26 protein-coding genes, 12 tRNA genes and 1 rRNA gene are annotated in these 26,867 nt (G+C 43.5%); 30 read left to right on the top strand and 9 right to left on the bottom strand.

What is annotated here, in order from left to right; genetic code table 11:
- Positions 1-110: 110 nt before the first annotated feature.
- The 15 genes from rrf (at position 111) to nrdG (ending at position 4,263) form a co-directional block, all read left to right on the top strand.
- A 5S ribosomal RNA gene (gene rrf, locus FC07_RS14205) occupies positions 111-227 on the top strand.
- An 11-nt stretch (positions 228-238) separates the two neighbouring features.
- Positions 239-311 (top strand) — tRNA-Asn (locus tag FC07_RS14200).
- A 4-nt stretch (positions 312-315) separates the two neighbouring features.
- Positions 316-406, top strand: a tRNA-Ser gene (locus tag FC07_RS14195).
- 12 nt (positions 407-418) lie between these two features.
- Positions 419-490 (top strand) — tRNA-Glu (locus FC07_RS14190).
- A gap of 5 nt (positions 491-495) precedes the next feature.
- Positions 496-568, top strand: a tRNA-Val gene (locus tag FC07_RS14185).
- Between the two features lie 5 nt (positions 569-573).
- Positions 574-647 (top strand) — tRNA-Asp (locus tag FC07_RS14180).
- A gap of 13 nt (positions 648-660) precedes the next feature.
- Positions 661-733, top strand: a tRNA-Phe gene (locus FC07_RS14175).
- Between the two features lie 4 nt (positions 734-737).
- Positions 738-818, top strand: a tRNA-Tyr gene (locus tag FC07_RS14170).
- A gap of 11 nt (positions 819-829) precedes the next feature.
- Positions 830-903, top strand: a tRNA-Trp gene (locus FC07_RS14165).
- 2 nt (positions 904-905) lie between these two features.
- Positions 906-978, top strand: a tRNA-His gene (locus FC07_RS14160).
- Positions 979-995: 17 nt separating this feature from the next.
- A tRNA-Gln gene (locus FC07_RS14155) sits at positions 996-1,067 on the top strand.
- A 24-nt stretch (positions 1,068-1,091) separates the two neighbouring features.
- Positions 1,092-1,162: transfer RNA gene (locus tag FC07_RS14150), tRNA-Cys, on the top strand.
- A 45-nt stretch (positions 1,163-1,207) separates the two neighbouring features.
- Positions 1,208-1,291, top strand: a tRNA-Leu gene (locus tag FC07_RS14145).
- Positions 1,292-1,456: 165 nt separating this feature from the next.
- Positions 1,457-3,643 carry an anaerobic ribonucleoside-triphosphate reductase gene (gene nrdD / locus FC07_RS14140; RefSeq protein WP_057905737.1) on the top strand — a complete coding sequence of 729 codons (2,187 nt, stop codon included), beginning with the start codon at positions 1,457-1,459 and terminating at the stop codon, positions 3,641-3,643.
- 38 nt (positions 3,644-3,681) lie between these two features.
- Complete coding sequence (nrdG, locus tag FC07_RS14135; RefSeq protein WP_057905736.1) at positions 3,682-4,263, top strand: anaerobic ribonucleoside-triphosphate reductase activating protein; 582 nt, start codon at positions 3,682-3,684, stop codon at positions 4,261-4,263.
- Positions 4,264-4,314: 51 nt separating this feature from the next.
- Here nrdG and FC07_RS14130 read toward each other — a convergent pair whose 3' ends face one another.
- Positions 4,315-5,331 (bottom strand): sensor histidine kinase, encoded by a 1,017-nt coding sequence (locus tag FC07_RS14130; RefSeq protein ID WP_057905735.1) that lies wholly within the window; start codon positions 5,329-5,331, stop codon positions 4,315-4,317.
- Entirely contained in the window at positions 5,331-6,005 is a 675-nt protein-coding gene (locus FC07_RS14125) for a response regulator transcription factor (protein ID WP_057905734.1), read from the bottom strand. The genes FC07_RS14130 and FC07_RS14125 overlap by 1 nt, the downstream gene beginning before the upstream one ends.
- 104 nt (positions 6,006-6,109) lie before the next feature.
- Here FC07_RS14125 and FC07_RS14120 point away from each other — a divergent pair, with 104 nt between their 5' ends.
- Positions 6,110-6,874, top strand: a complete 765-nt coding sequence (locus tag FC07_RS14120; RefSeq protein WP_057905733.1) for an ABC transporter ATP-binding protein — start codon at positions 6,110-6,112, stop codon at positions 6,872-6,874.
- On the top strand, positions 6,861-8,897 hold the full coding sequence (locus FC07_RS14115) for an FtsX-like permease family protein (RefSeq protein ID WP_057905732.1): 2,037 nt from the start codon (positions 6,861-6,863) through the stop codon (positions 8,895-8,897). The genes FC07_RS14120 and FC07_RS14115 overlap by 14 nt, the downstream gene beginning before the upstream one ends.
- On the opposite strand, the gene FC07_RS14110 is transcribed toward FC07_RS14115, so the two are convergent.
- The gene (locus tag FC07_RS14110; protein WP_057905731.1) at positions 8,890-9,396 is read right to left on the bottom strand and encodes an antibiotic biosynthesis monooxygenase family protein; all 507 of its coding nucleotides are present in this window, start codon (positions 9,394-9,396) and stop codon (positions 8,890-8,892) included. The genes FC07_RS14115 and FC07_RS14110 overlap by 8 nt on opposite strands.
- 443 nt (positions 9,397-9,839) lie before the next feature.
- Between FC07_RS14110 and spx the strand changes: the two genes are divergently transcribed.
- The 3 genes from spx (at position 9,840) to FC07_RS14095 (ending at position 12,231) form a co-directional block, all read left to right on the top strand.
- Positions 9,840-10,241 (top strand): transcriptional regulator Spx, encoded by a 402-nt coding sequence (spx, locus tag FC07_RS14105; protein ID WP_057905740.1) that lies wholly within the window; start codon positions 9,840-9,842, stop codon positions 10,239-10,241.
- A 112-nt stretch (positions 10,242-10,353) separates the two neighbouring features.
- Entirely contained in the window at positions 10,354-11,031 is a 678-nt protein-coding gene (locus tag FC07_RS14100) for an adaptor protein MecA (RefSeq protein WP_057905730.1), read from the top strand.
- Positions 11,032-11,124: 93 nt separating this feature from the next.
- A complete protein-coding gene (locus FC07_RS14095; protein WP_057905729.1) occupies positions 11,125-12,231 on the top strand; it encodes a competence protein CoiA in 1,107 nt (368 codons plus the stop codon).
- Here the strand turns inward: FC07_RS14095 and FC07_RS14090 are convergent.
- Both FC07_RS14090 and FC07_RS14085 read right to left on the bottom strand, forming a co-directional pair.
- On the bottom strand, positions 12,228-12,842 hold the full coding sequence (locus FC07_RS14090) for a DsbA family protein (RefSeq protein ID WP_057905728.1): 615 nt from the start codon (positions 12,840-12,842) through the stop codon (positions 12,228-12,230). The genes FC07_RS14095 and FC07_RS14090 overlap by 4 nt on opposite strands.
- A gap of 69 nt (positions 12,843-12,911) precedes the next feature.
- Entirely contained in the window at positions 12,912-13,487 is a 576-nt protein-coding gene (locus tag FC07_RS14085) for a CYTH domain-containing protein (RefSeq protein ID WP_057905727.1), read from the bottom strand.
- A gap of 157 nt (positions 13,488-13,644) precedes the next feature.
- Between FC07_RS14085 and yjbM the strand changes: the two genes are divergently transcribed.
- From yjbM to mgtE, 4 genes are read left to right on the top strand one after another with little or no spacing between them, the layout of a single operon-like run.
- On the top strand, positions 13,645-14,346 hold the full coding sequence (yjbM, locus tag FC07_RS14080; RefSeq protein ID WP_057905726.1) for a GTP diphosphokinase: 702 nt from the start codon (positions 13,645-13,647) through the stop codon (positions 14,344-14,346).
- A gap of 11 nt (positions 14,347-14,357) precedes the next feature.
- On the top strand, positions 14,358-15,164 hold the full coding sequence (locus FC07_RS14075; protein WP_057905725.1) for an NAD kinase: 807 nt from the start codon (positions 14,358-14,360) through the stop codon (positions 15,162-15,164).
- Positions 15,161-16,066, top strand: coding sequence for an RluA family pseudouridine synthase (locus FC07_RS14070; RefSeq protein ID WP_057905724.1), 906 nt, complete (start codon positions 15,161-15,163; stop codon positions 16,064-16,066). The genes FC07_RS14075 and FC07_RS14070 overlap by 4 nt, the downstream gene beginning before the upstream one ends.
- A 19-nt stretch (positions 16,067-16,085) precedes the next feature.
- Positions 16,086-17,438: a magnesium transporter gene (gene mgtE, locus FC07_RS14065; RefSeq protein WP_083483343.1), complete on the top strand. Its 1,353-nt coding sequence runs from the start codon at positions 16,086-16,088 to the stop codon at positions 17,436-17,438.
- A gap of 92 nt (positions 17,439-17,530) precedes the next feature.
- Here mgtE and FC07_RS14060 read toward each other — a convergent pair whose 3' ends face one another.
- Both FC07_RS14060 and FC07_RS14055 read right to left on the bottom strand, forming a co-directional pair.
- Positions 17,531-18,172, bottom strand: a complete 642-nt coding sequence (locus FC07_RS14060) for a copper homeostasis protein CutC (RefSeq protein ID WP_057905738.1) — start codon at positions 18,170-18,172, stop codon at positions 17,531-17,533.
- Between the two features lie 18 nt (positions 18,173-18,190).
- The gene (locus FC07_RS14055) at positions 18,191-19,240 is read right to left on the bottom strand and encodes a lactonase family protein (RefSeq protein WP_057905723.1); all 1,050 of its coding nucleotides are present in this window, start codon (positions 19,238-19,240) and stop codon (positions 18,191-18,193) included.
- A gap of 141 nt (positions 19,241-19,381) precedes the next feature.
- On the opposite strand from FC07_RS14055, the gene FC07_RS14050 reads away from it, so the two are divergent.
- Positions 19,382-19,756: a PTS glucitol/sorbitol transporter subunit IIA gene (locus FC07_RS14050; protein WP_057905722.1), complete on the top strand. Its 375-nt coding sequence runs from the start codon at positions 19,382-19,384 to the stop codon at positions 19,754-19,756.
- A gap of 47 nt (positions 19,757-19,803) precedes the next feature.
- Here FC07_RS14050 and guaC read toward each other — a convergent pair whose 3' ends face one another.
- Both guaC and FC07_RS14040 read right to left on the bottom strand, forming a co-directional pair.
- On the bottom strand, positions 19,804-20,781 hold the full coding sequence (guaC, locus tag FC07_RS14045; protein ID WP_057905721.1) for a GMP reductase: 978 nt from the start codon (positions 20,779-20,781) through the stop codon (positions 19,804-19,806).
- Positions 20,782-20,991: 210 nt separating this feature from the next.
- Positions 20,992-21,396 (bottom strand): MerR family transcriptional regulator, encoded by a 405-nt coding sequence (locus tag FC07_RS14040; RefSeq protein ID WP_057905720.1) that lies wholly within the window; start codon positions 21,394-21,396, stop codon positions 20,992-20,994.
- Between the two features lie 91 nt (positions 21,397-21,487).
- Here FC07_RS14040 and FC07_RS14035 point away from each other — a divergent pair, with 91 nt between their 5' ends.
- The 5 genes from FC07_RS14035 to FC07_RS14015 all read left to right on the top strand — a co-directional run bounded on the left by FC07_RS14035 (position 21,488) and on the right by FC07_RS14015 (position 26,775).
- Complete coding sequence (locus FC07_RS14035) at positions 21,488-22,495, top strand: aldo/keto reductase (RefSeq protein ID WP_057905719.1); 1,008 nt, start codon at positions 21,488-21,490, stop codon at positions 22,493-22,495.
- Between the two features lie 107 nt (positions 22,496-22,602).
- On the top strand, positions 22,603-23,433 hold the full coding sequence (locus FC07_RS14030; RefSeq protein ID WP_057905718.1) for a methyltransferase domain-containing protein: 831 nt from the start codon (positions 22,603-22,605) through the stop codon (positions 23,431-23,433).
- 344 nt (positions 23,434-23,777) lie between these two features.
- The gene (gene trmL, locus FC07_RS14025; protein WP_057905717.1) at positions 23,778-24,290 is read left to right on the top strand and encodes a tRNA (uridine(34)/cytosine(34)/5-carboxymethylaminomethyluridine(34)-2'-O)-methyltransferase TrmL; all 513 of its coding nucleotides are present in this window, start codon (positions 23,778-23,780) and stop codon (positions 24,288-24,290) included.
- A 4-nt stretch (positions 24,291-24,294) separates the two neighbouring features.
- The gene (locus FC07_RS14020) at positions 24,295-26,358 is read left to right on the top strand and encodes a DNA topoisomerase 3 (protein ID WP_057905716.1); all 2,064 of its coding nucleotides are present in this window, start codon (positions 24,295-24,297) and stop codon (positions 26,356-26,358) included.
- Positions 26,359-26,373: 15 nt separating this feature from the next.
- Complete coding sequence (locus FC07_RS14015) at positions 26,374-26,775, top strand: DUF1149 family protein (RefSeq protein ID WP_057905715.1); 402 nt, start codon at positions 26,374-26,376, stop codon at positions 26,773-26,775.
- The last annotated feature ends 92 nt before the right edge of the window (positions 26,776-26,867 follow it).

Genomic DNA, 26,867 nt, shown 5'->3' with positions numbered 1-26,867 from the left:
GAGGACTTAACCAAGTCAGAACCGTAAGGTTCAGCGTGGTGGGTTTTGAAGAACAATATCATAATAAAGTAGAGATTCAGTTTTGAGAGCACAAAGTTCTCAGATAGTGGTGTGGTGATGATGGCAAGAAGGATACACCTGTTCCCATGTCGAACACAGAAGTTAAGCTTCTTTACGCCGAGAGTAGTTGGGGGAGCACCCCCTGCGAGGGTAGGAAGTTGCCACGCCATATATTCATTCCGGCTTAGCTCAGTTGGTAGAGCGTCTGACTGTTAATCAGAATGTCGTTGGTTCGAGTCCGACAGCCGGAGTTTTGGAGAGTTGTCCGAGTGGCTGAAGGAGCATGATTGGAAATCATGTATACGGGTATAAACCTGTATCAAGGGTTCGAATCCCTTACTCTCCGTCACATGATCATGACCCGTTGGTCAAGTGGTTAAGACACCGCCCTTTCACGGCGGTAACATGGGTTCAAATCCCGTACGGGTCACTTTTGGAGGTTTAGCTCAGCTGGGAGAGCACCTGCCTTACAAGCAGGGGGTCACAGGTTCGATCCCTGTAATCTCCATTTACGGTTCCATGGTCTAGTTGGTTAGGACGCCTGCCTGTCACGCAGGAGATCACGGGTTCGAGTCCCGTTGGGACCGTTTGAAACATAATGGCTCGGTAGCTCAGTCGGTAGAGCAATGGATTGAAGCTCCATGTGTCGGCAGTTCGATTCTGTCCCGCGCCATTATGGAGGAGTAGCGAAGTGGCTAAACGCGGCGGACTGTAAATCCGCTCCTTCGGGTTCGGTGGTTCGAATCCACTCTCCTCCATTTTTAATAATAGGGATATAGTTCAATGGTAGAATCGCGGTCTCCAAAACCGTTGATGTGGGTTCAAATCCTACTATCCCTGCCATGGCGGTAGTGGCGAAGTGGTTAACGCACCGGATTGTGGCTCCGGCACGCGTGGGTTCGATTCCCACCTACCGCCTTTGTATCATGTATCATTGGGATATAGCCAAGTGGTAAGGCATCAGACTTTGACTCTGACATGCGCTGGTTCGAATCCAGCTATCCCAGTTTAGGATTTGTTCCTAGTTTGGTGGCGGTATAGCCAAGTGGTAAGGCAAAGGTCTGCAAAACCTCTATCACCGGTTCAAATCCGGTTACCGCCTTTTATTTTTTTAAAATGTGTGGTAACATACTTTTAAATTGAATATGCCGGTGTGGCGGAATTGGCAGACGCGCTGGATTCAAAATCCAGTTCCTTCACGGGAGTATCGGTTCGACCCCGATCACCGGTATCATTTAACTCAGTAATTAAGTTTACTGAGTTTTTTTGTGTCTACTTTTCATGAGATACTATATATTGTTGTCAAGCACAAAATTTATTTAATTTAGCCACAATATATTGATTTTTAACAACTTGTCCCTTATCATGGGTTGTATTGAACAAAGGGGAGATTAAGATGTTAAAGACAGAAAATTTAACGCTAACGGTTATTAAACGTGATGGCCGGCGTGTCGCATTCGATGCGGATAAGATCACTGCAGCCTTAGTAGAGGGTGCTAAAAAATTAGATCCCGCAACTTCACCTGATGAAGCAACGATTGAAATGATTACTGAAAATGTTGTAAATGAAATTGGCCAACGCTTCCATCATGATATTAAAATCTATGAAGTTCAAAACATTGTTGAACATATGTTACTTGAAGATCATCAATATGATTTAGCGGAAGAGTACATTAATTATCGCACTAAGCGTGACTTCAGACGTCATCAAGCCACTGATATTAACTTTACCATTGAGAAGTTGTTACACCATGATGCCACAATTGTTCACGAAAATGCGAATAAAGACAGTAAGGTTTTTAACACACAACGTGATTTAACCTCTGGTACAGTTGCAAAAGCAATTGGCCTGAAAATGTTACCGCCCCATGTGGCAAATGCACACTTAAAAGGGGATATTCACTGGCATGATTTAGATTACCAACCCTATAGCCCAATGACAAACTGCTGTTTGATTGATTTTAAAGAAATGTTGACCAACGGTTTTAAAATCGGTAACGCAGATGTTGAAAGTCCACACTCGATTCAAACCGCAACGGCCCAAATGGCCCAAATTATTGCAAACGTTGCGTCATCACAATACGGGGGTTGCTCTGCAGATCGTGTTGATGAATTATTGGCACCATTTGCAACCTTAAATTACCAGAAACATTTACGTGATGCACAAGAATGGATTCCTGGCACTGAAAAACAAGAAGAATTTGCAAAGGCAAAGACTAAAAAAGATATTTATGACGCTATGCAAGCACTTGAATACGAAATTAACACGTTGTATTCGTCACAAGGCCAAACACCGTTTACCACATTAGGTTTTGGATTAGGAACAACTTGGATCGAACGTGAAATTCAACGTTCGATTTTAGAGATTCGTATCGAAGGTTTGGGAAAAGAAAAGCGTACCGCTATTTTTCCAAAGCTTGTGTTTAGTTTAAAACGTGGTGTTAATTTAGAACAAACGGATCCTAACTATGATATTAAACAACTGGCAGTCACTTGTGCCACAAAGCGGATGTATCCAGATGTCTTAATGTACGATAAGTTAGTTGAATTAACCGGTTCTTTCAAAGCGCCAATGGGGTGTCGGAGTTTCTTACAAGGTTGGCAAGATGAGGACGGTAAGGAAGTTAATTCTGGCCGCATGAATTTAGGGGTTGTGACCCTTAACTTGCCACGAATCGCTTTGGAATCACATGGCGATAAGGACAAGTTCTGGTCATTATTAGAGGAACGGCTACAGATCTGTAAAGATGCGTTAGTCTTTAAGGTCAATCGGGCTAAAGAGGCTGAACCTGAAAATGCACCGATTTTGTATGAATACGGTGCATTTGGCAAGCGGCTTAAGCCAACAGACTCTGTTGATGAGCTCTTTAAGAATAGTCGTGCGACAGTTTCATTGGGCTATATCGGCTTATACGAAGTCGGCACCGTTTTTTATGGTCCAACTTGGGAACATGATCCAGAGGCGAAGGACTTTACGGTTAATATCGTGAAAGACTTGGCAGAACACTGCGCGGATTGGGAAAAGGAATATGGTTACCATTTTAGTGTTTATGGCACACCAGCAGAAAGTTTGACGAACACCTTCTGTCAGGCAGATATTAAAAAGTTTGGCAAGATTAAGGATATTACGGATAAAGAGTACTATACCAACAGTTTCCACTATGATGTTCGTAAGGCGCCAACACCATTTGAAAAGCTGGACTTTGAAAAGGACTATCCAAAGTATTGTGCCGGTGGCTTTATTCACTACTGCGAATATCCAAATTTGCGTCAAAACCCGAAGGCCTTAGAAGCCGTTTGGGATTATGCTTATGATCGCATTGCTTATTTAGGTACGAATACACCAATCGATCAATGTTTTGAATGTGGGTTTAAAGGTGAGTTTGAGGCAACAGCAGAAGGCTTCAAGTGTCCACAATGTGGCAATCACGATCCGAAAACATGTGACGTTGTCAAACGGACTTGCGGTTATTTAGGCAACCCATTACAGCGGCCCATGGTCCATGGTCGGCATGAAGAAATTGCCAGCCGGGTTAAGCATATGACGTTAGGTAACGATCAAACAACAACTGCACGTCAATAAGTTGGTTGGTAGATTTGAGAGAATGAAGGAGAAGTATTTTGGCAGACAGTCATAAATTACCACAAAACCCCAAGCCAAAAGAATGGCTCGCCGATGACCTGAGCCAAAATTACATTGCGGATTATAAGCCATTTAATTTTGTGGATGGTGAAGGCGTGCGAAATAGCCTTTACGTATCAGGTTGTCGTTTTAGCTGCCCAGGTTGTTATAATAAGATTGCCCAAAACTTTCATTATGGTCAGCCTTATACAGCAGATTTAGAAGATCAGATCATTACAGATACGGCACAGTCTTATGTGCAAGGGCTCACGTTGCTAGGTGGGGAACCCTTTTTAAACACCAATGTTTGTTTACAATTGACCCGACGGATTCGGAAAGAGTTTGGTCACACGAAGGATATTTGGTCTTGGAGTGGTTATACTTGGGAAGAATTATTGCAGGATTCTGATGATAAATTGGCTTTGCTACATGAAATTGATATTTTAGTAGACGGTCGCTTTATGCTTGCTCAGAAGGATTTGACTTTGCAATTCAGAGGGAGCAGTAATCAGCGTATCATTGATGTGCCTAAATCGTTGGCGGCTGGACACGTGGTCTTGTGGGATAAATTAGTAAAATAACATCAAAGAAACGTTACGTCGATTCTGTGGAATCAGCGTAACGTTTTTTTGTTAAAGTGAATTATAGTAACTGAGTGTGGGTAAGGTCAAGGTTAGTTGCGTTCCTTGTCCAGGCGTGGCTGTAGCAGTTAGCTGATGGCCAAGCTTTTGACTCAGTTGTTGCGCCAGGTACAGCCCTAAGCCAGTAGCATTTTGGTTGATTTGGCGACCATTCGTGCCTGTAAAGCCTTTGTCGAAAATACGCGGGAGTTCATGGGGAGGAATGCCACACCCTGTGTCGGCTACTGTTAATGTGATGGCTTGCGACTGTTGTGCAAAGGTAATGGTAATGGTACCATGAGCAGGCGTATATTTCAGACTGTTAGACAGAATCTGATTTAAAATAAAGAACAGCCATTTTTCATCAGTGAGAACATTTAGGGCAGGTCCGTTTAACTGAATTTGAATTTGCTTTTTGAGAAAATAGGTGGCATTGGTCTTGATCACTTGTTTGGTGATTTGAGTGAGATCATAGGTTTGTAACAGGTAATCTTTTGAAAAACTATCAAGGCGTGAATAATAAAGGACTTCATCGACATAATGGCTTATCTGTTGCAGTTCATCACTTAATTGAAAGGCTTTGGTATCACTTAATTTTTCACGCTGATCGTCGATCAATAATTGGATCGCTGCCAAAGGGACTTTAATATCATGGACCCAACTGGCAATAAATTCTCGTTGGTCGTCGTTTTGAATCATCAGCTGATTTAAGGCTTGCTTGGCCTTTTGTTGGCGCTGATTAAGATAGGCTTGTAGTAATTGTTGATCGTATGATTGTGCGAGATTTAAGTGCCAATCGAAGTCATGATCGTATTGTGTTAAGGCTTGATACCAGCGGCGTTGTTGCTGATAATGATAGAGCAGGTAGCTACCATTTAGCAGAATCAGTAACAGATCCAAATAGAGCAGTTGGGTTTGGTGGATGATTTTTTGAGGTTGTAACCATATGAAAAAATGGATCAGCCCTAAGCTTAACCCAAAAATCAGGATCCAGCCAAGCTGGTCTTTTAAGTAGTGGCGGAAGGACATCAGGGAATTAAATAGCCTTGCCCGACTTTGGTTTCAATATAGTTGGTCAAACCTGCTTGACTCAACTTGCGCCGCAGCCGATTAATGTTAACCGTTAACGTGTTATCATCCACAAAACGCTCGTCTTCCCACAAAGCACGTAACAGACGTTCACGGCTAACGATCGTACCATGTTGGCGTAGTAAATGTTGTAACAACTGATATTCATTTTTAGAAAGATCGATTTTTTGCCCGTCAACTTGAGCACTGCTATTTTCAAGGTTTAACAATAACCCATTGTGTTCAAGGGTATTGCTTGTTTGTTCACCATAATTGTAAGTCCGGCGTAATAAGGCATTGATTTTTGCAATCAATACTTCCATTGCAAAAGGCTTGGTTAAATAATCATCGCCACCCATATTCATGGCCATGACTTTATCCATGTTGGTGTTACGGCTGGAAATGAAAATTAAGGGGACTTGTGAGACGCTTCGAATTTTTTGGACCCAATAAAAGCCATCATAAACAGGCAGATTAATATCCAAAAGGACGAGGTGGGGTTTTTGGGCAGTAAAGGTCGTAAACACCTGTTCAAAGTCAGTGACTTCGATGGGGGTTAACTGCCATTTGCTGAGGTTTTCGGCAATCAGAGAACGAATCGTTTGATCATCTTCAACGATCATAATTTTAAACATGAGCTTTTCGTCTGCCTTTCAGTTTTGTTTGCACTTTATTCTAAACGGTTTTAACAAGCAACTCAACCGTCCTAAGTCGGATAATGAGAAAGTAGGGATGTTCAATGGCCTTCATTGAGGCACGTAATTTACGGAAACTATATGGCCGAGGTGGCAATTTGGTAACGGCAATTGGTGGGTTAAGCTTCACCATTGAAGCAGGTGAGTTTGTTGGGATCATGGGGCCTTCTGGGGCAGGTAAATCAACGTTATTGAATTTATTGGCAACACTTGATCAACCGACCAGTGGTGAAGTGTTGATTGATCAGGAAAACTTAACTTATTTGTCGAAAGCCGCACTGGCAAAGTTTCGGCGTCAGCGCTTAGGTTTTATTTTTCAAGATTTTAATTTGTTACCTGGCCTAACGGTTGAAGAAAATATTGTATTACCGCTGACGCTGGCACACACGCCGTTAGCGCAGATCCAAACAGCGTGTCAAACGGTGAGTCGTATTTTAGGCTTGACTGACTTGTTAACAGCCGCACCGGATGAGATCTCGTTAGGTCAACAACAACGAGTGGCTTGTGCCCGCGCCATGATCACCCAGCCGCAATTGTTGTTTGCAGACGAGCCCACTGGCAGCCTGGATTCACAAGCGGCAACTGAACTTTTGCAGTATTTAACGGCCATTAATCAGCGAGAGCATACCACTATTTTATTAGTGACGCATGATGCGTTTACCGCTAGTTTCTGCCAACGGATCATTTTTATTAAAGATGGGATGCTTTTTGCAGAATTGCGACGTCAAAAGACACGGGCGGCCTTTTTTCAACAGGTGATCGATATGCAAGCAACGATTGGTGGTGGCCAAAAATATGACCTTTTCTAAGTTGTTGTTTAAAAATGTGAAACAGCATCTCAATGAAAGTGTTGCTTATTTGTTAGCCTGTGCGATTGCAATTATGATCTATTTTTCATTTAACGTGATGACACATGCCCCTCATTTAGTAACACTGATTGCGGAACCAGCACAATTGCTAGGGGTATTTGCCTTTGCTAAAGTGGTGATTTGTTTGTTGGTGCTGACGTTTATGGCAGCGGCCAATACCGTTTTATTGCAACAGCGACGCCAAGAGCTAACATTGCTAAAAGTGTTAGGCAGTAGTCGTTTTAGCATTGCCAGTTTATTCTTTCTTGAACAAATTTTATTTGGTGGGGTCGCGTTGTTACTAGGCGTCGGCCTGGGTCTGTTGCTCACACGATTATTTACCCTGATTTTATTGCGTTTTATGCAAGTGACTCAGGTTGCGCCGCAATTTTTATTTTCCTGGACGGCGTTAGGGCAAACGGTTGGTATTTTTTGTTGTTTCTTTTTGCTAATGGGCCTTTATGACGTGTTACTGATTCAACGACAGCCGTTACGGTTGCGGCCAGACACAAACGCTGCTGATACAACCCGTTGGTTTACCTGGCCATTTGCACTGATTGGGGTGGTATTAACGGCACTGGGTTTTGGAATGGCACAAAAATTTTTCCAAACAATCCAATTTTATAATCGTTTTTTTAATACGAACAGTGGCCTGCTGGTTATTTTAGCGAGTATTTTAGGTTTTGTCGTATTAGGCTTGGCCCTGATTTATCGTTGGAGTCTGCCTTTGTTGGTACGCCAATTACGGCGCCATCAACGCTGGGCTTATCAAGGGTTACGCCCGGTGATGTTAGTGAATTTACGGCGTGATCTACATGAAAATGCAATGGCCTTATGGGTAATCACGTTGACCATTGCCAGCACTTTGGTGATTTTAGGCAGTATTGCGATGGGACGTGAAATTTTACAACGGTCGTTAGATAATACGTCCCCAACGGCAATCACTGTTGCGGATGATGCTTTTCCAGCCGTACAACGGACTTTAAAACAAGAAGGAATCCACGTAGAAGCGGACCATGTTGCAACTTTTAAACTGGTTCCCAGTGCCTTTCAGTTACAGTCCTTTTTACGATTGCACCCAATGATTGAAACCTTGCCATTAACGGTCATCTCATTATCGGATTATCGTCAAGCCCAACAATTTCAGCCCACATTGCCGCGGCTGCAATTGACCACAGGGGAAGGGGTGATCTTAAAGCAGGAGGCAAATTATTTCACGCTACCGTTGCAGACTGTGACGCAAACGGTTCATTTAAAAGACCCACAAGTACCGCAGGTGAAGTTGGTCGGTATTAGTGGCCAGTTTGCCTTTGGAACCCTGCGCTACGTGAGCAGTGGACTGGTTGTCGCTGATCAGACATTTGCACAATTGCGTGATGAAGGGGCTGTTCGGTACCACGCACTTGCATTTACGCAAACGCAACATAGCCTAACCGTTAGTCGACAATTGTTAAAGCAGTTTGACAATCGGCTGATCTATTTTAAGGCGACAAAAAATAAGCTCAAACGCCAAGCCCAGCGCACAACCGGTGCTTATACGTTACCTGTGTTAACAGCACGCTATCCGACGCAAGTCAGTGATCAAATGGGTTATGGCTTGCTCATTTATGTGTGCCTTTTTCTCAGTTGTGTTTTTATGCTGGTTTCGGGCGGTATGATGCTGTTAAAACAGTTAGGCAACAGTTCACAATTACAACAACAATATCGGCTGTTAACCAAAATTGGGTTGGCCTCAGTCGATTTGAAAAAAATGATCCGTTGGCAAGTTGGCTTTTTATTTGAATTACCTGTGTTGTTTGGCAGTTGTTGTGCCTATTTTGCGTTGCATATTTTAAGCGTCTTATTATTTGGTACCAGTTTGAAACTGGCCTTATTCATTGCAGGCGGCTATGTTGTGGTGTACGGGGGCTTTAGCCACATTACCACCCAATTGATTTGGCAACGGGTAACTAAAAAAGAATCCCGGTCGGATTCTTTTAATTAGCCTGTTCGATGGAATAGGTTGCTTGATAAACTTGTTGTAAATGAACACTCGGCTTTAGATAATCACGCAGTGGTTTAAATTCAGCCGATTTACGCCAGTTAAAGTAATCGGCTGAATTTTGCCAAATGCTAAGGATTACGTATTGAAGTTTAGGTGCGACGAGTTGTAATAAATAAAAGTTGTTACAGCCAGGCCATTGTCCTTGATTTGCGGCTAATGTACCAAACTTTGCGAGAAAAACTTTGGCAGCGTCCATGGATGGAAATGTGAGATACATGAAGTTGAAAAAGCCGTGCCAGTTATCACTACCCGTTTGGTAGCGGACAGTATAATGCAGCGGATTTTTAAAAAAGCTGGCTTGTCCGGAGATATCTAGTAATTGAAAGGCTTCATCGCCAGCAGCAGGTTTTAATAAAATCATGGGATGCTGTGGTTGTTTTTTCAGGTAGTCGGTTAAAATAGCACGTGACCCAAAAGTACTACTGATTTTTTGTAACATAAAATCACCTCTCTCAATTGGCTGACAAAAACTGACAGTCGATTCTCTTTGCACCATTATTATAACGTGTTTGACGTGAAAAGGCTGTGATAATGCTGGGGGAGTTCCTGAGCGGTTATCGCGGTCTGCTAAGCGGCAGCTAGTGGTCATCGTTCAAAATTGATATAAATCTTGTAAAAAATAAAACACGGCTATTGTGGCCAAACGATTGTCAGACGCTGTCAACGCAGTGTGGTAAAAAGGATTGGTCAGCCGTTTGTGAGCCATCAGGGCAGCATTAGAAAAGAATGAAAACAATTCTATTTTAAGCCTCAAGAAATTGCGTTTGTCATTTTTATATAAAAGTTTATTTTATTTTTGAAATATATTTTCGACTATAAAGGCTCTATACTGAATGCATGAGGAAGATTGCTTTCGAATTGATTAAAGGAGCTGAAGATACAATGACCTTGATGCTGTATACTTTTCCAAGTTGTACCTCCTGTCGTAAAGCACGGCGTTGGTTGGCGGAGTATCAAATAGACTACGTTGAACGAAATATCTTGACACAGCCTTTGAATGCTCAAGAAATTAAAGAAATATTAATGATGACTGAAAACGGCACGGATGATATTATTTCACGTCGCTCACAAATTTATCAGGAACTCGCATTGGACTGGAATGAATTAACGCTAGAGCAGTTGATCAAGTTGATTGAGCGCTACCCAAGCTTGTTGCGCCGCCCAATTTTAATGGACGATAAGCGGCTACAAATTGGCTTTAACGAAGTTGAGATTCGCCGCTTTTTACCCCGTCATATTCGGGTTTTGGAATTACAACGCGCAACAGCCGCTACGGAACGTTAATTTTAAAAAGCGGATTAAAAATCCGTTTAGTTTCTTTACATTCCACTTAATTTGGGTACAATGATAGTTGTATTAGTGTACCTAATTTCTAGAAAAGTGGGGTGCAATTCGCATGGAAATGGAACGGATTAACGAAAATACAATTCGCGTTTTACTTGAAAATGAAGATTTAACAGAGCGAGGCATTACAGTCCTTGATTTGTTAGGCAATCATAAGCAAATCGAAAACTTCTTCTATTCAATTTTAGAAGAGGTGGATACGGATCATCAATTCCAGTCAAATGATGCGGTAACGTTCCAAGTGTTACCTAATAAGAATGGGCTTGAACTATTCATTAGTAAAAATGGACCAGACAGCGAAGACGCCATTACTACCGGTGACGATGGCGATATCGAGGAAGTTGCTGATTTTATTAAGCGACAACTCACCAGCACGGATGATCATAAAGCGACTGCTACAGCTGATGCCGGCTCAGATCAAGCGACAAATGAGCAACCAACTGCGCAAGAACTCGTTTTGCGGCTTGCAACTTTTGAAGATTTTATTCAATTAGCGCATGCGGCACAATTAGCAGATGGCGCTTCTAGTTTGTATCGCTACAAAGACGCCTTTTATTTACAACTGCGCTTCTTTAAAGATGAATTTGATGAAGACGAGATCCAAGATAAGTTTGCGGTTGCATTAGAATATGGTGAACGTGCAGCGTTATCCGCCGATGTGTTATCAGAATATGGGAAAACCATTATGGCACACGATGCGTTGGCGCAGGCAAAGCATTACTTCAAGTAATAAAAATGCTATCTTCTTTCAAAAAGGAGGTAGTATTTTTTTGCGTAATTTTAAAGTAGGTGTGTCACTTTAAAATGACAGGAGTTTTTGATCATGTTTGTTGCCTTTAATCAACAGCACCAATTAACAACGTTGTTAGCCTATCAAGCAACTGAAATACCGCGTTTACGCCAACAACAGTGGTTTTGCCCGCAATGCCGGCAGCCGGTTTTTCTACGGGCGGGGGCTGCGTGTACCCCACATTTTGCCCATTATCGACGTTCGGATTGTCAGCTTGCACATGAAACAGCAACCCACTTGGTAGGTAAACAGTTTTTATATCATTATTTTGGACAACGTGGCTATCAATGTCAGTTGGAAGTTTTTTTACCTGTATTACAACAACGGCCGGATCTATTGTTGACACGTGGCGGTCAACAATTGGCCATTGAATATCAGTGTAGCCCGCTGTCTTTAGCCCGGCTCAAGCAACGAACAGCAGGGTATTCTGGCAGTCAGCTACCGGTTGTGTGGATTCTTGGTCCGCGTTACATTCAAAAAAACTTAAAAAATAGGCAATTGCGCTTTTTAAATCAATCGGTGAGCTTGGGCTATTATTTGTTGTTTCTGGAATCATCCCGTTTTTTGCTGTGGCACCATATTCAGCAAATCGGGTTGTCACCACAGTATGGTTATCATGTGCAGTCGTTAGCGCAAACGGCGCCGGCTACAAAACGCCAGTTGGGACAGCCATCCCTGGCCCAACAAGTGGCCTATTTACAACGGCAGTTGCAGTATCGTCAGCACTTTTGGCAACAATTGCAGCTGGTCTGTTACCGTCAGCACCGCCACCTGCTAATGGCACCGCTTTGGTGTCACACGCTGCAGCCGACACCGCCAATTTTGAAATGTAGTCTGTTTGCCTTACGGGTTTATTTTTTACTCACATTTGAACAGCAATCTGTGATTTTGCCGCAAGCCTTAACTGATTTTCGGCAGCACTATCAGTTTCTTTTTCAGCCAACAGGTCGACAATTTGCCCCACAACAGGTGACTGTACTAACGGCATTAGTCGCCGATTTAGTGACACAGGGTTATCTCGGTGTGATCGCACAGGGGTGGTGCTGGCGGCGACAACCGATTTGGTTTAAAAGTGTTCCGGATAAGTTGGCAGTTGCCGCCAAGACACGAAAAAAGACCTCGCAAGAGGTCTTTGATTAAAGTGTGTGTAAATTACCATGAAATACTGGTGCAGGGGCCTGTTTTAAATAATCATCACAAATTGTGTTAAGCGTCTCAAAAGAGGTACAGTCCTCCACTAAAATGCCGTAGTTTTTAGCTGGATTATCATAATTAAAAATCACAGCCGATGGATGATCTTGGATACCCATTTCACAGGCAATTCGTTGATCGGATTCAAAACTCTCTTGGGCGAGTTTTGCGCGCCGATCTTCTTGAAACATTGCTGGATCCAGTCGCGCCTGATCGGCTAAACTGGTGATCAGGTCATCACTATAAGCCCGATGATCCAGATTTAGGGCTTGTTGTAAGGCCATTAAAAATTGTTGTCCTTTACGTTTGCCTTGGAATAATGCCGCTTTGTAATCTAATGCTGCATGGTAGATCGTCTGAAAGACGTGATTTCGCTGATTTAAATCATGTGAATTTAATTGTTGACGGTCCATCACCCGTTCAACAGTATTCAAATTAACGAGTGGTAGAAATTGATAGTGCACTTTCTCGTGGCGCGCTGTCGCCAATTTTAGGACTGAACTTTCAGCCGCAAGACAATTTTCTCCGATCGGATTGACGAATAAATAAACTTCTAACACGATTGCGTCCTCCATTTTTACGCTTATTTTCTCTTATATATTATCAAAAATTGATAATATTTCAATTAATCAGACCAAAGACCGTTGATGTTTTAATAAACGCTGGATCTTATTAAGACTAGGTCGCTGTGGAATCGCTAATTGGGCTAACCAAGCTGTCGATGTGATTGGATGCTTGGCAGATTGCGTTTCAAGCTCGATCTCATAGTCAGTGGTCTGGTCCGGAAAGGTTGTTTCATCAAGTACAAATAGGCCAATCGGCAAAATACATTGCCGACGTTTGGTGGTGATCAAACCCAGTGGTTGCAACAGATTAAGGGGAAGCCCTATTTTTTCTAAATAGGCGGCGACTTGACCATTGGCTTGCAGCTGACCTGCTTGTGCTTGCGCCACGGTCAAAGGATCTGTGATCTCAGTTAAAGCGTGAGTTTGATCATGATGCGATATTTTTAACGTTTGTTCGCCTTTCGTGTCAAAGCACCGAATCCGCAAACCAATGCGGCGTTGCTTGAGATCACCAGCAGGCGTATCAAAATATAGATTACTTTGTTGAAACGCAGGCTTAAAAGGGTATTGCGCTAAAATTCGTTGAAATTCGGCCTGTGTTAAAGGATTTTTAAATTCCCGTTCAAGGGCAGTTGTCAAAAAACATCACCTCTATTGCAGTAGTGTAGCATGTTGTTTTGAAATTTTGCAATTGATAAGCTGGTCTGCTGGCTAAACCAAACGGGATTTCTATGCTAAAATAGTGAAGGAATAACCCAAGAATGAGCGAGGACGCTTGCGATGAGAGGTTTAAATCATGATTGAAGATTGGGATACATTTTTAATACCATATAAACAAGCAGTAGATGAATTAAAGATCAAGCTACGCGGCATGCGGAAACAATTTCAACAAGAAAATACGCATACGCCAATCGAATTTGTAACCGGACGGGTGAAGCCGGTTGACAGTATTATTGAAAAAATGCAACGGCGGCAGATCAACGAAAAATTGTTGGAAGCCGATATGCAAGATATTGCTGGGCTTCGCATTATGTGTCAATTTGTAGAGGATATTTACCAGGTGGTCGATTTGATCCATCAGCGGGCTGATTTAGAAGTGGTGGAAGAGCGTGATTATATCACCAATGTGAAACCAAGTGGGTACCGTTCCTATCACATTGTGATCGCCTACCCCGTTCAAACGGTGCATGGTGAAAAGAAGATTTTAGCTGAGATCCAAGTCCGGACCTTGTCCATGAATTTTTGGGCTACCATTGAGCACTCGTTGAACTATAAGTATCAAGGTGCTTTTCCAGAAGAAATCAATGAACGGCTTAAACGTGCCGCTGAGGCAGCGTTTATGCTGGATCAGGAAATGTCAGCAATTCGCGAAGAAATTCAAGAAGCGCAACAGCTTTTTTCATATGGCAAAGGGCAACAAGTTGTAGACGATAACATTGAAGGTAATCATGTGACAGATGGTGATCAATCTGACACTGAGCCACACGATCAAGAATAAAGAGGTAGTTTATGCGTATTGCGGTTTTTAACAATCCAGGGGATAAGTCGACAACAGTGGCGACGGACCTGATTCAAAAATTAAAACAAAATCAATTTGTGATCGATAATGATGATCCAGAAATCGTGATCACAGTCGGTGGCGATGGCACGCTTTTAGCGGCCTTTCACCATTATGAAAAACAACTGAACCGCATTCGCTTTGTCGGCGTACACACCGGCCATCTGGGTTTTTATACGGATTGGCGCGACTTTGAGTTAGACGATTTAGTGGCCAGTTTGTTACAAGATACGGGCCAGCAGATCAGTTACCCGTTGTTAGATGTTGGCGTACGGTTTCAAAATGAAGCCGCACGGACGCATTATTTAGCGTTAAATGAATCCACCTTTAAGCGGGTCTCGGCAACATTAGTGGCAGATGTTTACATTCGCGGTGAGCATTTTGAAAGTTTCCGAGGGGATGGTTTATGTTTATCGACACCGACGGGATCAACCGCTTATAATAAATCTGTGGGTGGGGCCGTTTTACACCCACGTTTAGAGGCCTTACAATTAGCTGAAATGGCGTCGCTTAATAATCGGGTCTTTCGAACATTAGGTTCGCCCTTAGTCATTGCGCCTAGTGAATGGATCGATATTTATCCAGATCGTTCGGCCGGTGATTACGTGTTACAAGTGGACCAATTCTTACTGCGTAAATCACCATTAGAAGAAATTCGCTATCGGATTGCGGATCAGCGCATTGCATTTGCACGTTATCGCCATATGCATTTTTGGCAACGGGTTGGGGATGCCTTTATTGGGACGGATGACCTATGATCCAGCTCACGTGGCAATATGATGCGAAAACACCACAAACGCTGGCTGCCTTTTTAAATCAGCATGGGTTTTCGCGAAATTTTTTAAAAAAAGTCAAATATCATGGTGGCGCCTTACTGCTGAACCAACAACCCGTTACGGTACGGGCGTTATGCCGATTGAATGATCAAATTCAGGTCCACCTACCGCCAGAACCGCCGTTGGAACGGATCGTACCAGCGGCGCCTCAGCTGCAAGTGCTTTTTGAAGATGATCATTTTTTGATTGTCGATAAACCAGCGCTAGTCGCAGCGATGCCGTCACATGTTTATAAAACAGATACCATGGCCAATCGGGTCAAAGGTTATTTGATTGCTCAAAATGCGCCAAGTCAAGTGATCCACACGGTTACCCGATTAGACCGCGGGACATCAGGGGTGATGGTGTTTGCCAAACACGGTTATGCCCACTCCTTATTGTCACAACAGCTACAAAACGGCCAACTTCACAAACAATATGTGGCCTTTGTACAAGGGCGATTACCGCAGCAACACCAGCAAATCGATTTTCCCATTGGGCGTTTACCAGGTTCTTTTATTCAGCGAACGACTTGTGCTTCTGGTCGAACAGCCTTAACCGAATATTGGCAACAAACGCGTTATGGTCAAGCGACTTGTGTGCAAGTGGCCTTGCACACAGGACGGACACATCAAATTCGGGTTCATTTTAGTGCCATTGGCCATCCGTTATTAGGCGATTCGTTGTACGGTGGGCCGACGGTAAACGGCTTGGCACGGCCCGCATTGCATTGTCAGCAAGTACAGTTTTTTCATCCATTTCGACAAGAAATGATCACGATCAAAAGTCCGTTACCAGCGGATCTGGTGACATTAGACCAGCGATTACAAACACAGCCGTGTTGATAACAAAGGGGGCGTTATCATGACACAGGAAACACAACAAGATTGGCATGCGTTACAAACAACCCTGATGACGGTGACGCCAGCCGTTTTTAGACAACAATTTTTAACGCGACACCACTGGGAACAAGCACAGTTCTTTTTAGCATTAGATCAACCCCAACGATTGCGGTTATATGAGGTTTTAACGCCGCAAGAATTAGGGGATCTGTTTGATGATATCGACGATGATGATGCCCAAATTCCACAGTTTTTAAGTGAAATGACGCCACAGGTGGCAGCGGATATGTTAGGCGCAATGTATACGGATAATGCAGTTGATATTTTGGAGCATTTAGATAAAATCAGTGTGCGGCGCTTTTTAGCCCGCATGCCCCATGCCACAGCCGCAGAGATTCGTAACTTATTACATTATGAAGATGAAACGGCAGGGGCGTTAATGACCACTGACTTTGTCGCTATCGAAAGTGATCAAACGGTGGGTGCTGCGCTAGAATTGGTGCGGGCCAGTGCCAATGACGCAGAATTGATTTACTATATTTATGTGTTGGCTCAAAATCGGTTGGTGGGGACGGTGTCCTTGCGTGAGCTGTTAGCCAATGACGCGGATGTAGCGCTTGCTAAATTGATGAATCAACGGGTGATTTCGGTACCGGTTACTGCGGATCAAGAGGATGTTGCACAAAAAGTACGTGATTATAATTTCTTTGCATTGCCTGTGATCGATGATCAACAACAGCTACTGGGAATTGTCACCGTCGATGATATTATCGATGTGATCGATGATGAAGCGATTTCTGATTACTCTGGTTTAGCTGGGGTCGACGTTGAAGAAGTAGCCGAACAGCCATTGCGCTCGGCATTGAAACGACTACCGTGGTTGATCACGTTGCTTTTTTTAGGGATGTCCACAGCGAGTTTGATCAATCATTACGAGGCTTTAGTCAGCGAGGCCAGTGTCTTGGCGGTTTTTATTTCACTGATCACAGGGACTGCTGGGAACGCAGGCACCCAAAGTTTAGCCGTTGCTGTTCGCCGCTTAGCCTTTAAAGATCAAACGCACACAGCTATGAAATTATTGTTAACTGAACTGATCACTGGGGTCATGATCGGCGTGGTCACAGGGGCGACAATTACCGTTGTGGTTGGTGTTTGGAAGCATAATTTTATTTTAGGCTTTGTGATTGGTTTGGCCATGTGCAGTGCGATTATTGTGGCTAATTTAGCCGGGAGTTTTATCCCTAGCTTAATGGAACGGCTGGGCTTTGACCCGGCTGTTGCCAGCGGCCCGTTTATCTCAACCTTATCTGATTTAACCAGTGTGCTGATTTACTTCAGTATTGCACAGCATTTTATTCATTTCTTTGTGTCATAAAGTACGTTACAACCAAAAAACGTGCCAGACTTTGGTCTGACACGTTTTTGCTGTTAAATGTGTAATTTTTCGAAGTTAACACTTTTTAGCCGTTAGTCAAATGTACCGACAACGCGGGTACCATGAACTTCGTTGACGTGTAGAGCGGTTGCCACTGCGTCTGCGTTAGCGGCTGTGATCCCACCACCAGGTAAAATTTGAATGCGACCGGCTGCGGCTGTGATCAATTGTTTCAAGTGATCGTAGTTCGCTTCGATCGGCGTATGAGCTGGGCCGCCATGGGTTAAAATCCGGTCAACGCCGTGTTCGATCAACCAGTCTAAAGCAGGTTGACGTGCAGCTGGTGTTAACGCGTCAAAAGCCATATGGCAAGTGATCGCCATCCCACCAGCAGCACCAATCAGCATTTCCATGGCTTCTTCATCTAAGGCACCATCAGCGGTGAGACAACCAAATACCACCCCGTCAGCACCTAATTCTTGCGCCTGAAATAAATCATTTTCCATGATCTGTAGTTCTAGGTCGTTGTAAACAAAATTGCCACCACGGGGCCGAATAATTGGAAAAACAGGCACATCATGTTCGTGGGCGTAACGCAAGCTGGCCGCAAGGACACCGTGACTGACAGTAGTGCCACCGACTGCTAAATTATCACATAATTCAATCCGCTGGGCGCCTTGGCGAATGGCTTGCCCAAGGTGCGTAAAGTTTTCTAAACAAGCTTCTTTGATCAACATAAGGGGTTGTCCTTTCTAAATGTGCATAAAGTGGACACAAACCGGCTCTGAACAAGCAATATTTGCGGCAAGTTGTGTCAATTGACCAGTTGTGGCGTCCCGCTTAAATAAGGTTAAATTAGACGAATTTTGGTTGGCACAAACCAGAAAAGTGTCACTTGGATCTAACGCAAAGTCCCGGGGAAAGTCACCTGCAACTGAAATTCGTTGCTGGCAGGTCAAGGTTTCGCCGTCAGCGCTAATGGCAAAGCCAACCAAGGTATTTTCACCGCGGTTTGACACATACAAATAGCGCCCATCACGGGTGATGCGAATGGCAGCACCACCATTATGACCTGTAAAAGCAGCTGCTAAGGTGGATTGTTGTGCGCCAGCTGTAAATTGACCCGTGGCAGCATCGTAATGGAGCACTTGCACGGCACTGCCTAATTCACCAATGAGGTAGGCAATCGGAAGCGTGGGATGATAGACTAAATGCCGTGGGCCAAAACCAGGTGTGGTTTTGTAAGTTGCCACTAGGGTCAGCTTTCCTTGCGCAGTGACGTCAAATGTGAGGACTTCATCACTGCCCAGGTCACAACAGACCAAGCGTTGATCCGGCGTTAAGTCTGTATAATGAATGTGTGCACTGTCTTGTTCCGGTTGTGGGCCTTGGCCGTGGCGGGTCACAGTATCAGTGAGCACGAGGCTACCATCGGGTAAAATCCGATGGACCAAGGCTTGACCGGTATGATAATTCGCTGAGTAGACTAGTTGGCGTGGCTCATCAACTGCCACATAGGCAGGTGCCGCACCAGGGGCGAACACTTGGTTGATGGCCAAAGGCGACTGAAAGTCAGCCAGGTCAAAGGCGGCAACACCCCCAACTTGGGTGTCATTTGCGTCAATATCTGTTGCAACACTGTAAAGTCGGTGGGCCTTTGAAACAGCTAAATAAGTGGGGTTGCCAACTGTCAAATAGGGTTGGGCTGGGGTTAATGTTTGTGCATCTGTGTCTAAAGTTGCCTGGTAGATCCCAGTACCAACGTGACGGGTGTAGCTGCCCAGTAAAATGGTTTCTTTCAAGGTGAGAAAACTTCCTTTCCAAAATAAATCTGCCTTCTTATTCTAGCATAGGTTGCTGACGAAACAGAAAGGTAATGCGAGGCAAGGCGATAATATGCTAGAATATAATTTATAATTGATTCTTTGAAGAGTGGGGATGACATGGTGGACATTAAAGCAACCATTACGGCGATTGGACCCGAAGCAATTAGCCCAATCGATCCGTTAGTAATTTTATTTGATGAAGATGCGACTGTTGCCTTAAAGCAGATCGCGTTATTACAAGAGTTTGAATCAGAAGATGCAATGTCACAACTAACCTTGGTGCCCGGCGATCAGCTGGCCATTGATGACCAAGTTTATCATGTTGAATACGTTGGTGAAGTGGCAAACGATAATTTACAGACGATCGGCCACGCGACGCTGCTCTTTACACCAGTACCTGAAACGGATCGGTTAGGTAATGGGGTCTATTTAACGCCTTATGTGAAACCTGATTTTAAAGTTGGCACAACCATCACTTATCATACCAATTAAAAAAATAACCCTCACCTGGGCCATATTGCCAGGTAAGGGTTATTTTTTTAATACTGGTCACCGTTAAAAATCGAGTTTTTAACGATCACGTAATCCACTTTAGTCAATGCTTTTAAATCTTTACCCCCTGCATAAGAAATAGCAGATTGTAAGTCTTCTTGCATTTCCGTTAAGGTGTCGTCAATATCACCTTTATAGTGAACTAACATTTTTTTACCTTCAACGTTGTGGCGGGCGCCTTTTTGATATTCGGAAGCAGAACCGAAGTATTCTTTGTATAAGATACCGTCACGTTCAATGGTTTTACCAGGAGATTGTTTGTGACCAGCAAAAAGTGAGCCGATCATGACCATGCTGGCGCCAAAGCGAATCGATTTGGCAATGTCACCGTCTGTTCGAACGCCACCATCAGCGATCAATGGTTTGCTGGCAGCTTTGGAACATAAGCGTAATGCTGCTAACTGCCAGCCGCCAGTCCCAAAACCAGTTTTCAGCTTTGTAATGCAAACTTTACCAGGACCGATCCCAACTTTAGTGGCATCAGCACCTGCATTTTCGAGCTCACGAACCCCTTCAGGCGTGCCGACGTTACCGGCAATGACAAAGGTTGTTGGTAAATAGGCTTTAATATGATGGATCATATCGATTACCCGTTGACTGTGACCATGGGCAATGTCAATGGTAATGTAGTCTGGAATTTGTTGTGCTGCTGCCAATTCCTTGATGAAGTCGAATTCGTCTGGTTTAACCCCGACACTAATCGAAGCAAAAAGGTGGTCTTTGTGCATATCACGAACAAAGCCTAAGCGTTTTTCAGGTTCAAAACGATGCATAATATAGAAATAACCGTCTTGGGCAAGTGATTTCGCTAAAGGTTCGTCAATGATGGTTTGCATATTTGCCGGAACAACTGGAATTTTAAATGTATGTGGTCCAAATTTAACGGTGGTATCACATTCTGAACGACTGTCAACAATACATTTATTCGGAATTAGTTGGATATCTTCATAATCAAAAACTGGCATAAACAAAACTCCTTTAAAATACGAACGTTATTTAATAGTGAGACACTAAAAATCCGTACAATGTTAATTTAACCAACTTCAGTCGATTTGTCAATTGTTTTTGATTTAAAAAAGCAACAAAATTGTTTTTAATCAAAATAATGTTCGTATTTTAGTAAAAAAATGAACGGCCAAGCGACTTTGAAAGGTCCTTCAATAAATAAGTCCGAATCACGCCTTGTAGTCCTGCCAGTCAGGCAAGGGCAGGTGAGCCTGCTTGGCATTATTCAGTGCCGTATAGTAGGCAATCTTGCGTTCAATTTGAGCCTGTGCTTTTTGGAGGTCGCTAAGTTGCCGATCGACTTTGCGTTGATGGGTGTGTAATAAGGTTAAAACACGATCCAAGTTGTCATCCTGGCTTTGATATTGAAATAAGGTTTGCAGTTCTTTTAACGACATCCCTGAATTTTTAAAACAACAAATGGTGCTCAGCCGTTGTAAGTGACAGTCACGGTAAATGCGGTGATTATGCTGCTTTTCAACATCATAAAGCAGTCCAAGTTCTTCATAATAACGTAATGTGGCCGGCGTCAGCTGATACATAGCAGCGACTTCTGAGATACTGTGTGTGGACATTGATCAAACCTTCTTTATTGAAATCTTGTGTGGCACTTTACTTCAAGTGTACTTGAAGTGTTAAGGTAAAACCAGTAAAGGATGTGGTCAAATGTATCAAGCAAATTTGAAACGATATGAGCAAATGCAGTATCGTCAAGTCGGCCAAAGTGGGCTGAAACTATCTGTGATCGGATTGGGGTTTTGGGCTAATTTTGGCAATATCGATCCGTTTGAAAATCAACGCCAAATGGTGCGCCAGGCGTTTGATCTGGGTATCACGTATTATGATCTGGCCAATAATTACGGTCCAGAGCCAGGGAGCGCTGAAACCAATTTTGGTCGGATCATGGCAATGGATCTGAAACCTTATCGGGATGAAATGGTGATTGCCAGTAAGGCGGGGCATCGTATGTGGCCGGGCCCTTATGGGGATGGCGGTTCACGTAAAAGTATCATTGCCAGTGCCGAGCAAAGTTTGCAACGCACAGGCTTAGACTATTTTGATATTTTTTATAGTCACCGTCCTGATCCGGAAACGCCACTGGAAGAAACGGCTTTGGCATTGGATCAACTGGTACGTAGTGGCAAGGCATTGTATGTGGGGATTTCTAAATACAGTGGGGCACAAACAGCTAAAATGGCGGCGCTTTTTGCCGATCTACATACGCCATTTATCATTCACCAACCGCGCTATAATTTATTTGAGCGGCAGCCAGAAACAGATTTGTTCCCTGTTTTAACAGACCTGCATAAAGGGGCTGTCGGCTTTAGTTCGTTGGCCCAGGGCTTATTGACGGCTAAATATTTACACGGTATTCCAGCCAATTCTCGGGCAAAGCAAACCACAAATCCGTTTTTACATCCGGCGCAAGTCACACAAACGTTGGATACGGTTCAGGCGCTGAATCAAGTTGCTCAGCAGCGAGGTCAAAGTTTAGCAGCAATGGCACTGGCTTGGAACCTGCGGCAGCCGGCACTGGCCAGTGTGCTCATTGGTGCGAGCCGACCGGAACAGATCACAGCAAATGTGCAAGCGCTACAGCACCTTGACTTTACTGCGGCAGAATTAACAACCATTGACCGTATTTTGGCACAACAAGCGCCGATTCAGCGGTAAAATCTGCAAGTTTTACAAAAATCGGCTATACTTTGAAGGGACGCCTTTAAAGTGGCGCCGATTTTTGAATGAGAAAGGCGTAGCAGTTTCTACGAGATGAATCATAAATGAAGAAAATTGAAGCAGCACAACAGTTTTTACAGCACCATTTAGCATTATTTCGTTGTCCCGTTTGCCAACAGCCATATGAAGCAGTCGAGGGATTTAGCCTAGTCTGTCCGATAGGTCATCGGTTAGATTTGAATCGTAAAGGCACCTTGTATTTCTTACAACATCAAATTAAGTCAGAATACGATGCAGATATGTTAAGTAGTCGTCGCCGCATTTTACAAGCTGGCCTATTCGATCCGTTTGTGCAAGCCATTCAGCAACAATTGGCGCCTGACGCCACGATCTTAGATGTGGGCTGTGGCGAGGGAACCAGTTTGCAACAGCTTGCGACGGCTACCAATACAGCAGTTGGCTTTGATATTTCACCAGCCGGGGTGAATTTGGCCACCCAACCGCAAACACCGGCTTTCTTTTGTGTCGCTGATCTAGCCCGATTACCGTTTAATGATCACAGTTTCACCACGGTGCTTAATCTTTTTTCACCCTCGAATTACGCTGAATTTCAACGGGTTTTAAAACCCGGCGGGCAACTTTTTAAAATCATTCCAAATGCCGACTATTTAGCTGAATTACGGGCGGCTTTATATGAGAATGATCCTCGAAAAAGTTCTTACTCAAATGAACAAGTTTTGACCCATTTTCAGCATTACTATCCTCAGGCGCAAACCACACGTTTCCGGTATCAATTGCCTTTAACACCGGCGTTAGCCCGGGATTTGCTTTACATGACGCCTTTACATTGGCAAGCACCTGAGGAACGGGTGAAAGCCTATCTTGCCGCACCGTTAACCGCTATCACAGTTGACGTGACGTTGCTACAAAATTAAGGCTTCATTTCAGCAAAAAGCTGATTTTGTAATGGTTTTGTCATAAAAAGTGGTTGTCAAAGTATTGTTCTGGTGTTATATTAGTTGCAAGGAATTTTTCATTAACTTTTATCAGAATAACCTTTAAGTTTTGATAAAAATCAATGATTAAGACTTCATTAACGTAGCGTTTCGCCGTGCCCACACCGAAGCGACTGCGTTTTCTTTTTGCCTAAAATTCATCACGATTGATTTCATGACGGTGAACGGAACCTTAAGACCATTGCGTGCTTCGGCAACAGTGGTCTTTTTTAACGGAATCAGGTACCATAAACTAGAAATCTAAAATAAAGGAAGTAACTCATTTGACGAATCATATTGCACTTTATGAACCTTTGATGCCTGCCAATACGGGGAACATTGCCCGGACTTGCGCAGCAACGGATACGCATTTACATTTAATTGAACCGTTAGGCTTTTCAACAGATGATAAACATATGAAACGCGCTGGCTTAGATTATTGGGAAAAAGTTGACATTACTTATCATGAAAGCTTAGACGCCTTTATGGCAGCCCTACCAGCTGGGGCCCATTTATATTTGATCAGTAAGTTTTCAGATCAGGTTTATTCCGACACTGATTTTAGTGATACCAGTGAAGAACATTATTTCTTATTTGGCAAAGAAACCACAGGCTTACCTGAACACTTTATGCGTGAGCATCCTGGTCAAGCGTTACGCATGCCAATGACCGATAAAGTACGGGCGTTGAATTTATCCAATAGCGCTGCCATTATTATTTATGAAGCCTTACGTCAGCAAAACTTCGCTGGCTTGGAACGTAGCCATCACTATCAGCATGACAAATTAAAGGATTGATCGTATGAAAACATTAGTACTGGCAGAAAAGCCCAGTGTAGCCAAATCGCTGGCGCAAGTGTTAGGGGCTAGCCCTGTTTCACGACACGCTTATGAGAATCAGCAGTATGTGATCACCTGGGCATTAGGGCATTTAATGACGTTAAAAATGCCTGAAGATTATCGTCATGAATGGCAGGAGTGGACGTTTGACACCTTACCGCTATTGCCGAAGAAAATGGAAACGAAGCCGCTACCTAAAACCCGTGGGCAATTAAAAGCCATTCAACAATTGACGCGGCGTTCTGACATCGGCACGGCAGTGATTGCCACCGATGCTGGCCGTGAAGGGGAATTAGTGGCACGTTGGATCTTGGCTTATTGTCAATTTAAACGACCGGTAAAGCGATTGTGGATCTCGTCGCAAACCAACAAAGCAGTGCGCGATGGGTTTAAGCAATTGCGGCCGGTCCAGGAATTTGACGATTTATATGCAGCGGCCACGGCACGGGCGACAGCAGACTGGTTAGTGGGCTTAAATGTCACCCGCGCATTGACGGTGAAATATCAAGATAATTTAGCCGCTGGCCGCGTCCAAACTCCGACTTTAGGCTTGATTGCCCAACAAGAAGCGAAAATCAATCAGTTTAAACCGCAAACGTATTATGAGTTGCAATTAAATACAAAAGCAGGAACTGCCAAATTAGCCACACAAAAACAATTAAACTTGGATCAAGTGACTAAAATTCAAGCCGGCTTAAAAGGGCGTTCGTTTCAGGTGACCCGGTGTGACACGAAAAAACGGCGTCAAAAAGCACCCTTACCTTATGATTTAACGGAATTACAAAAAGATGCCAATCTTCGGTATCAGTTTTCGGCTAAAAAAACCTTAAACTTATTGCAGACTTTATATGAACAATATAAAGTGGTCAGCTATCCGCGTACCGATTCAAAGTACTTATCCACGGATCTAAAGGCGACAATGTCGGAACGGTTAGCGGCATTAGGCGGTTATTCTGTGACGGCACGGCAATTATTGGCCCATCAACAAACCGTGCAACAAAAGCAGGTGTTTAACGATCAAAAGGTCACCGATCACTATGGCTTGATTCCAACAGAAGAAATGCCACCAGTGGCGCGTTTTTCCAATGACGAACAAAAAATTTATCAAATGATCGTAGATCGTTTCTTAGGTTTATTTGCAGCTGATTATCAGGAAGAACAACGTCGGTATCAGTTAACAGCGGGACAGTATCAATTTCACTTAACCACTGCTCAAGTGCTAGTGGCGGGCTTTAAAGGTGACCAGGTCCAATCTGTGGTGGCGCCACAGTGGCAGGTCAATACGACTGTCACCGGGCAGCTTAATTACAAAAAGTGTTTAACCAAGGCGCCAGCGCCGCTTAGCGAAGCGACGTTGTTAGTCCAAATGGATAAGTTTGGACTAGGGACACCGGCTACCCGGGCAGAAATTATTGAAAAATTAATTAATAGTGGGTTAATGTTACGCCAAGGGCAGCACTTGGCAACAACACCTAAAGGACAACAATTGTTAAAACTAGTCAATCCTAGTTTGACCACACCAGCTTTAACTGCTAAATGGGAACAGCAGTTAGAAGCCATCGCGCATGGTCAATTGGCAGCCCCACAATTTATTCAACAGATCAAGCAAGAAACCCAAGGCTTGGTGCGTGAAATTAAACAAAGTCAGGCCGATTATCATGACTTTAATTTAACGGGGAAACGTTGTCCAGATTGTAATGAACCTTTACGTGAAAAAGCAACGCGTCAAGGCGTTTTATTGGTTTGCAGCAATCCAAATTGTCATTACAAACGTTGGCGTGATCCGAAAGTGACCAATCATCGTTGCCCACAATGTCATAAAAAAATGATTATTTTAACAGGGACTAAAGGGGATTACTTTAAGTGTACCCATTGTAATTTGACGCAACCGGTTGAACAGGTGAAACAACAGCGCAAACCAAATCGACATGAAACGCAAAAATTGCTAAAGAAGATCAATCAGGACGAGGAACCACAAGAAAGTGCTTTGGCCCAAGCTTTAAAAGCAGCGATGCAACAAAAATAAAAATGAGGTGGCAACATGAAAACTGAAAAATCAGCGATTATGGTGGAACAATTTCACTATGACCTTTTGTTAGAACCTAAGGAACCGGTGACGGATATTAATGTATCCTTAAATGAAGTTGAAGCCACTGGGGACCAAGCTGATGAAATTATGGCAGCTGGTCATGCCTTTCAATTTGTTGTGGATTTTCACGTTGTATTGGATCAGTTTGAAATTACAGGGCGCATCACCCGCATCATTCAATTTTTAGATTATTTTGACGCTGCAGAACAATTGCCTACTGATGTGATTCAAAAATTGGCACGCCCTTTGGTTGAATACATTGAAACCATCACGTATCGTGTGACGGAAATCACGTTAGACCAGGGGATTCAGCTGAGTTTCGAGCCCGCATCAGATGATTCAGAAGATCAATAAGGCTGATGACAAGTCACAGCGAGTGCTGTCGGCTTGTTTTCTACCATTAGTCAAGAGAAAGTTGCTACATTGGGCTTTCTCTTTTTGTTTTA

Source organism: Loigolactobacillus bifermentans DSM 20003 (assembly GCF_001434575.1).
GTDB classification, from domain to species: domain Bacteria; phylum Bacillota; class Bacilli; order Lactobacillales; family Lactobacillaceae; genus Loigolactobacillus; species Loigolactobacillus bifermentans.
This window is presented reverse-complemented; position numbering and strand designations above follow the sequence as displayed.

What these genes read in the sequence shown, in the direction of transcription:
- spx (WP_057905740.1), top strand. Translation starts at nt 9,840, where the DNA reads ATGACCTTGATGCTGTATACTTTTCCAAGTTGTACCTCCTGTCGTAAA.
- mgtE (WP_083483343.1), top strand. Translation starts at nt 16,086, where the DNA reads ATGACACAGGAAACACAACAAGATTGGCATGCGTTACAAACAACCCTG.
- FC07_RS14095 (WP_057905729.1), top strand. Translation starts at nt 11,125, where the DNA reads ATGTTTGTTGCCTTTAATCAACAGCACCAATTAACAACGTTGTTAGCC.
- FC07_RS14070 (WP_057905724.1), top strand. Translation starts at nt 15,161, where the DNA reads ATGATCCAGCTCACGTGGCAATATGATGCGAAAACACCACAAACGCTG.
- FC07_RS14125 (WP_057905734.1), bottom strand. Translation starts at nt 6,005, where the DNA reads ATGTTTAAAATTATGATCGTTGAAGATGATCAAACGATTCGTTCTCTG.
- FC07_RS14040 (WP_057905720.1), bottom strand. Translation starts at nt 21,396, where the DNA reads ATGTCCACACACAGTATCTCAGAAGTCGCTGCTATGTATCAGCTGACG.
- FC07_RS14110 (WP_057905731.1), bottom strand. Translation starts at nt 9,396, where the DNA reads ATGTTACAAAAAATCAGTAGTACTTTTGGGTCACGTGCTATTTTAACC.
- FC07_RS14035 (WP_057905719.1), top strand. Translation starts at nt 21,488, where the DNA reads ATGTATCAAGCAAATTTGAAACGATATGAGCAAATGCAGTATCGTCAA.
- FC07_RS14075 (WP_057905725.1), top strand. Translation starts at nt 14,358, where the DNA reads ATGCGTATTGCGGTTTTTAACAATCCAGGGGATAAGTCGACAACAGTG.
- FC07_RS14030 (WP_057905718.1), top strand. Translation starts at nt 22,603, where the DNA reads ATGAAGAAAATTGAAGCAGCACAACAGTTTTTACAGCACCATTTAGCA.
- FC07_RS14120 (WP_057905733.1), top strand. Translation starts at nt 6,110, where the DNA reads ATGGCCTTCATTGAGGCACGTAATTTACGGAAACTATATGGCCGAGGT.
- FC07_RS14130 (WP_057905735.1), bottom strand. Translation starts at nt 5,331, where the DNA reads ATGTCCTTCCGCCACTACTTAAAAGACCAGCTTGGCTGGATCCTGATT.
- FC07_RS14015 (WP_057905715.1), top strand. Translation starts at nt 26,374, where the DNA reads ATGAAAACTGAAAAATCAGCGATTATGGTGGAACAATTTCACTATGAC.
- guaC (WP_057905721.1), bottom strand. Translation starts at nt 20,781, where the DNA reads ATGCCAGTTTTTGATTATGAAGATATCCAACTAATTCCGAATAAATGT.
- yjbM (WP_057905726.1), top strand. Translation starts at nt 13,645, where the DNA reads ATGATTGAAGATTGGGATACATTTTTAATACCATATAAACAAGCAGTA.
- FC07_RS14100 (WP_057905730.1), top strand. Translation starts at nt 10,354, where the DNA reads ATGGAAATGGAACGGATTAACGAAAATACAATTCGCGTTTTACTTGAA.
- FC07_RS14020 (WP_057905716.1), top strand. Translation starts at nt 24,295, where the DNA reads ATGAAAACATTAGTACTGGCAGAAAAGCCCAGTGTAGCCAAATCGCTG.
- nrdD (WP_057905737.1), top strand. Translation starts at nt 1,457, where the DNA reads ATGTTAAAGACAGAAAATTTAACGCTAACGGTTATTAAACGTGATGGC.
- FC07_RS14050 (WP_057905722.1), top strand. Translation starts at nt 19,382, where the DNA reads ATGGTGGACATTAAAGCAACCATTACGGCGATTGGACCCGAAGCAATT.
- FC07_RS14115 (WP_057905732.1), top strand. Translation starts at nt 6,861, where the DNA reads ATGACCTTTTCTAAGTTGTTGTTTAAAAATGTGAAACAGCATCTCAAT.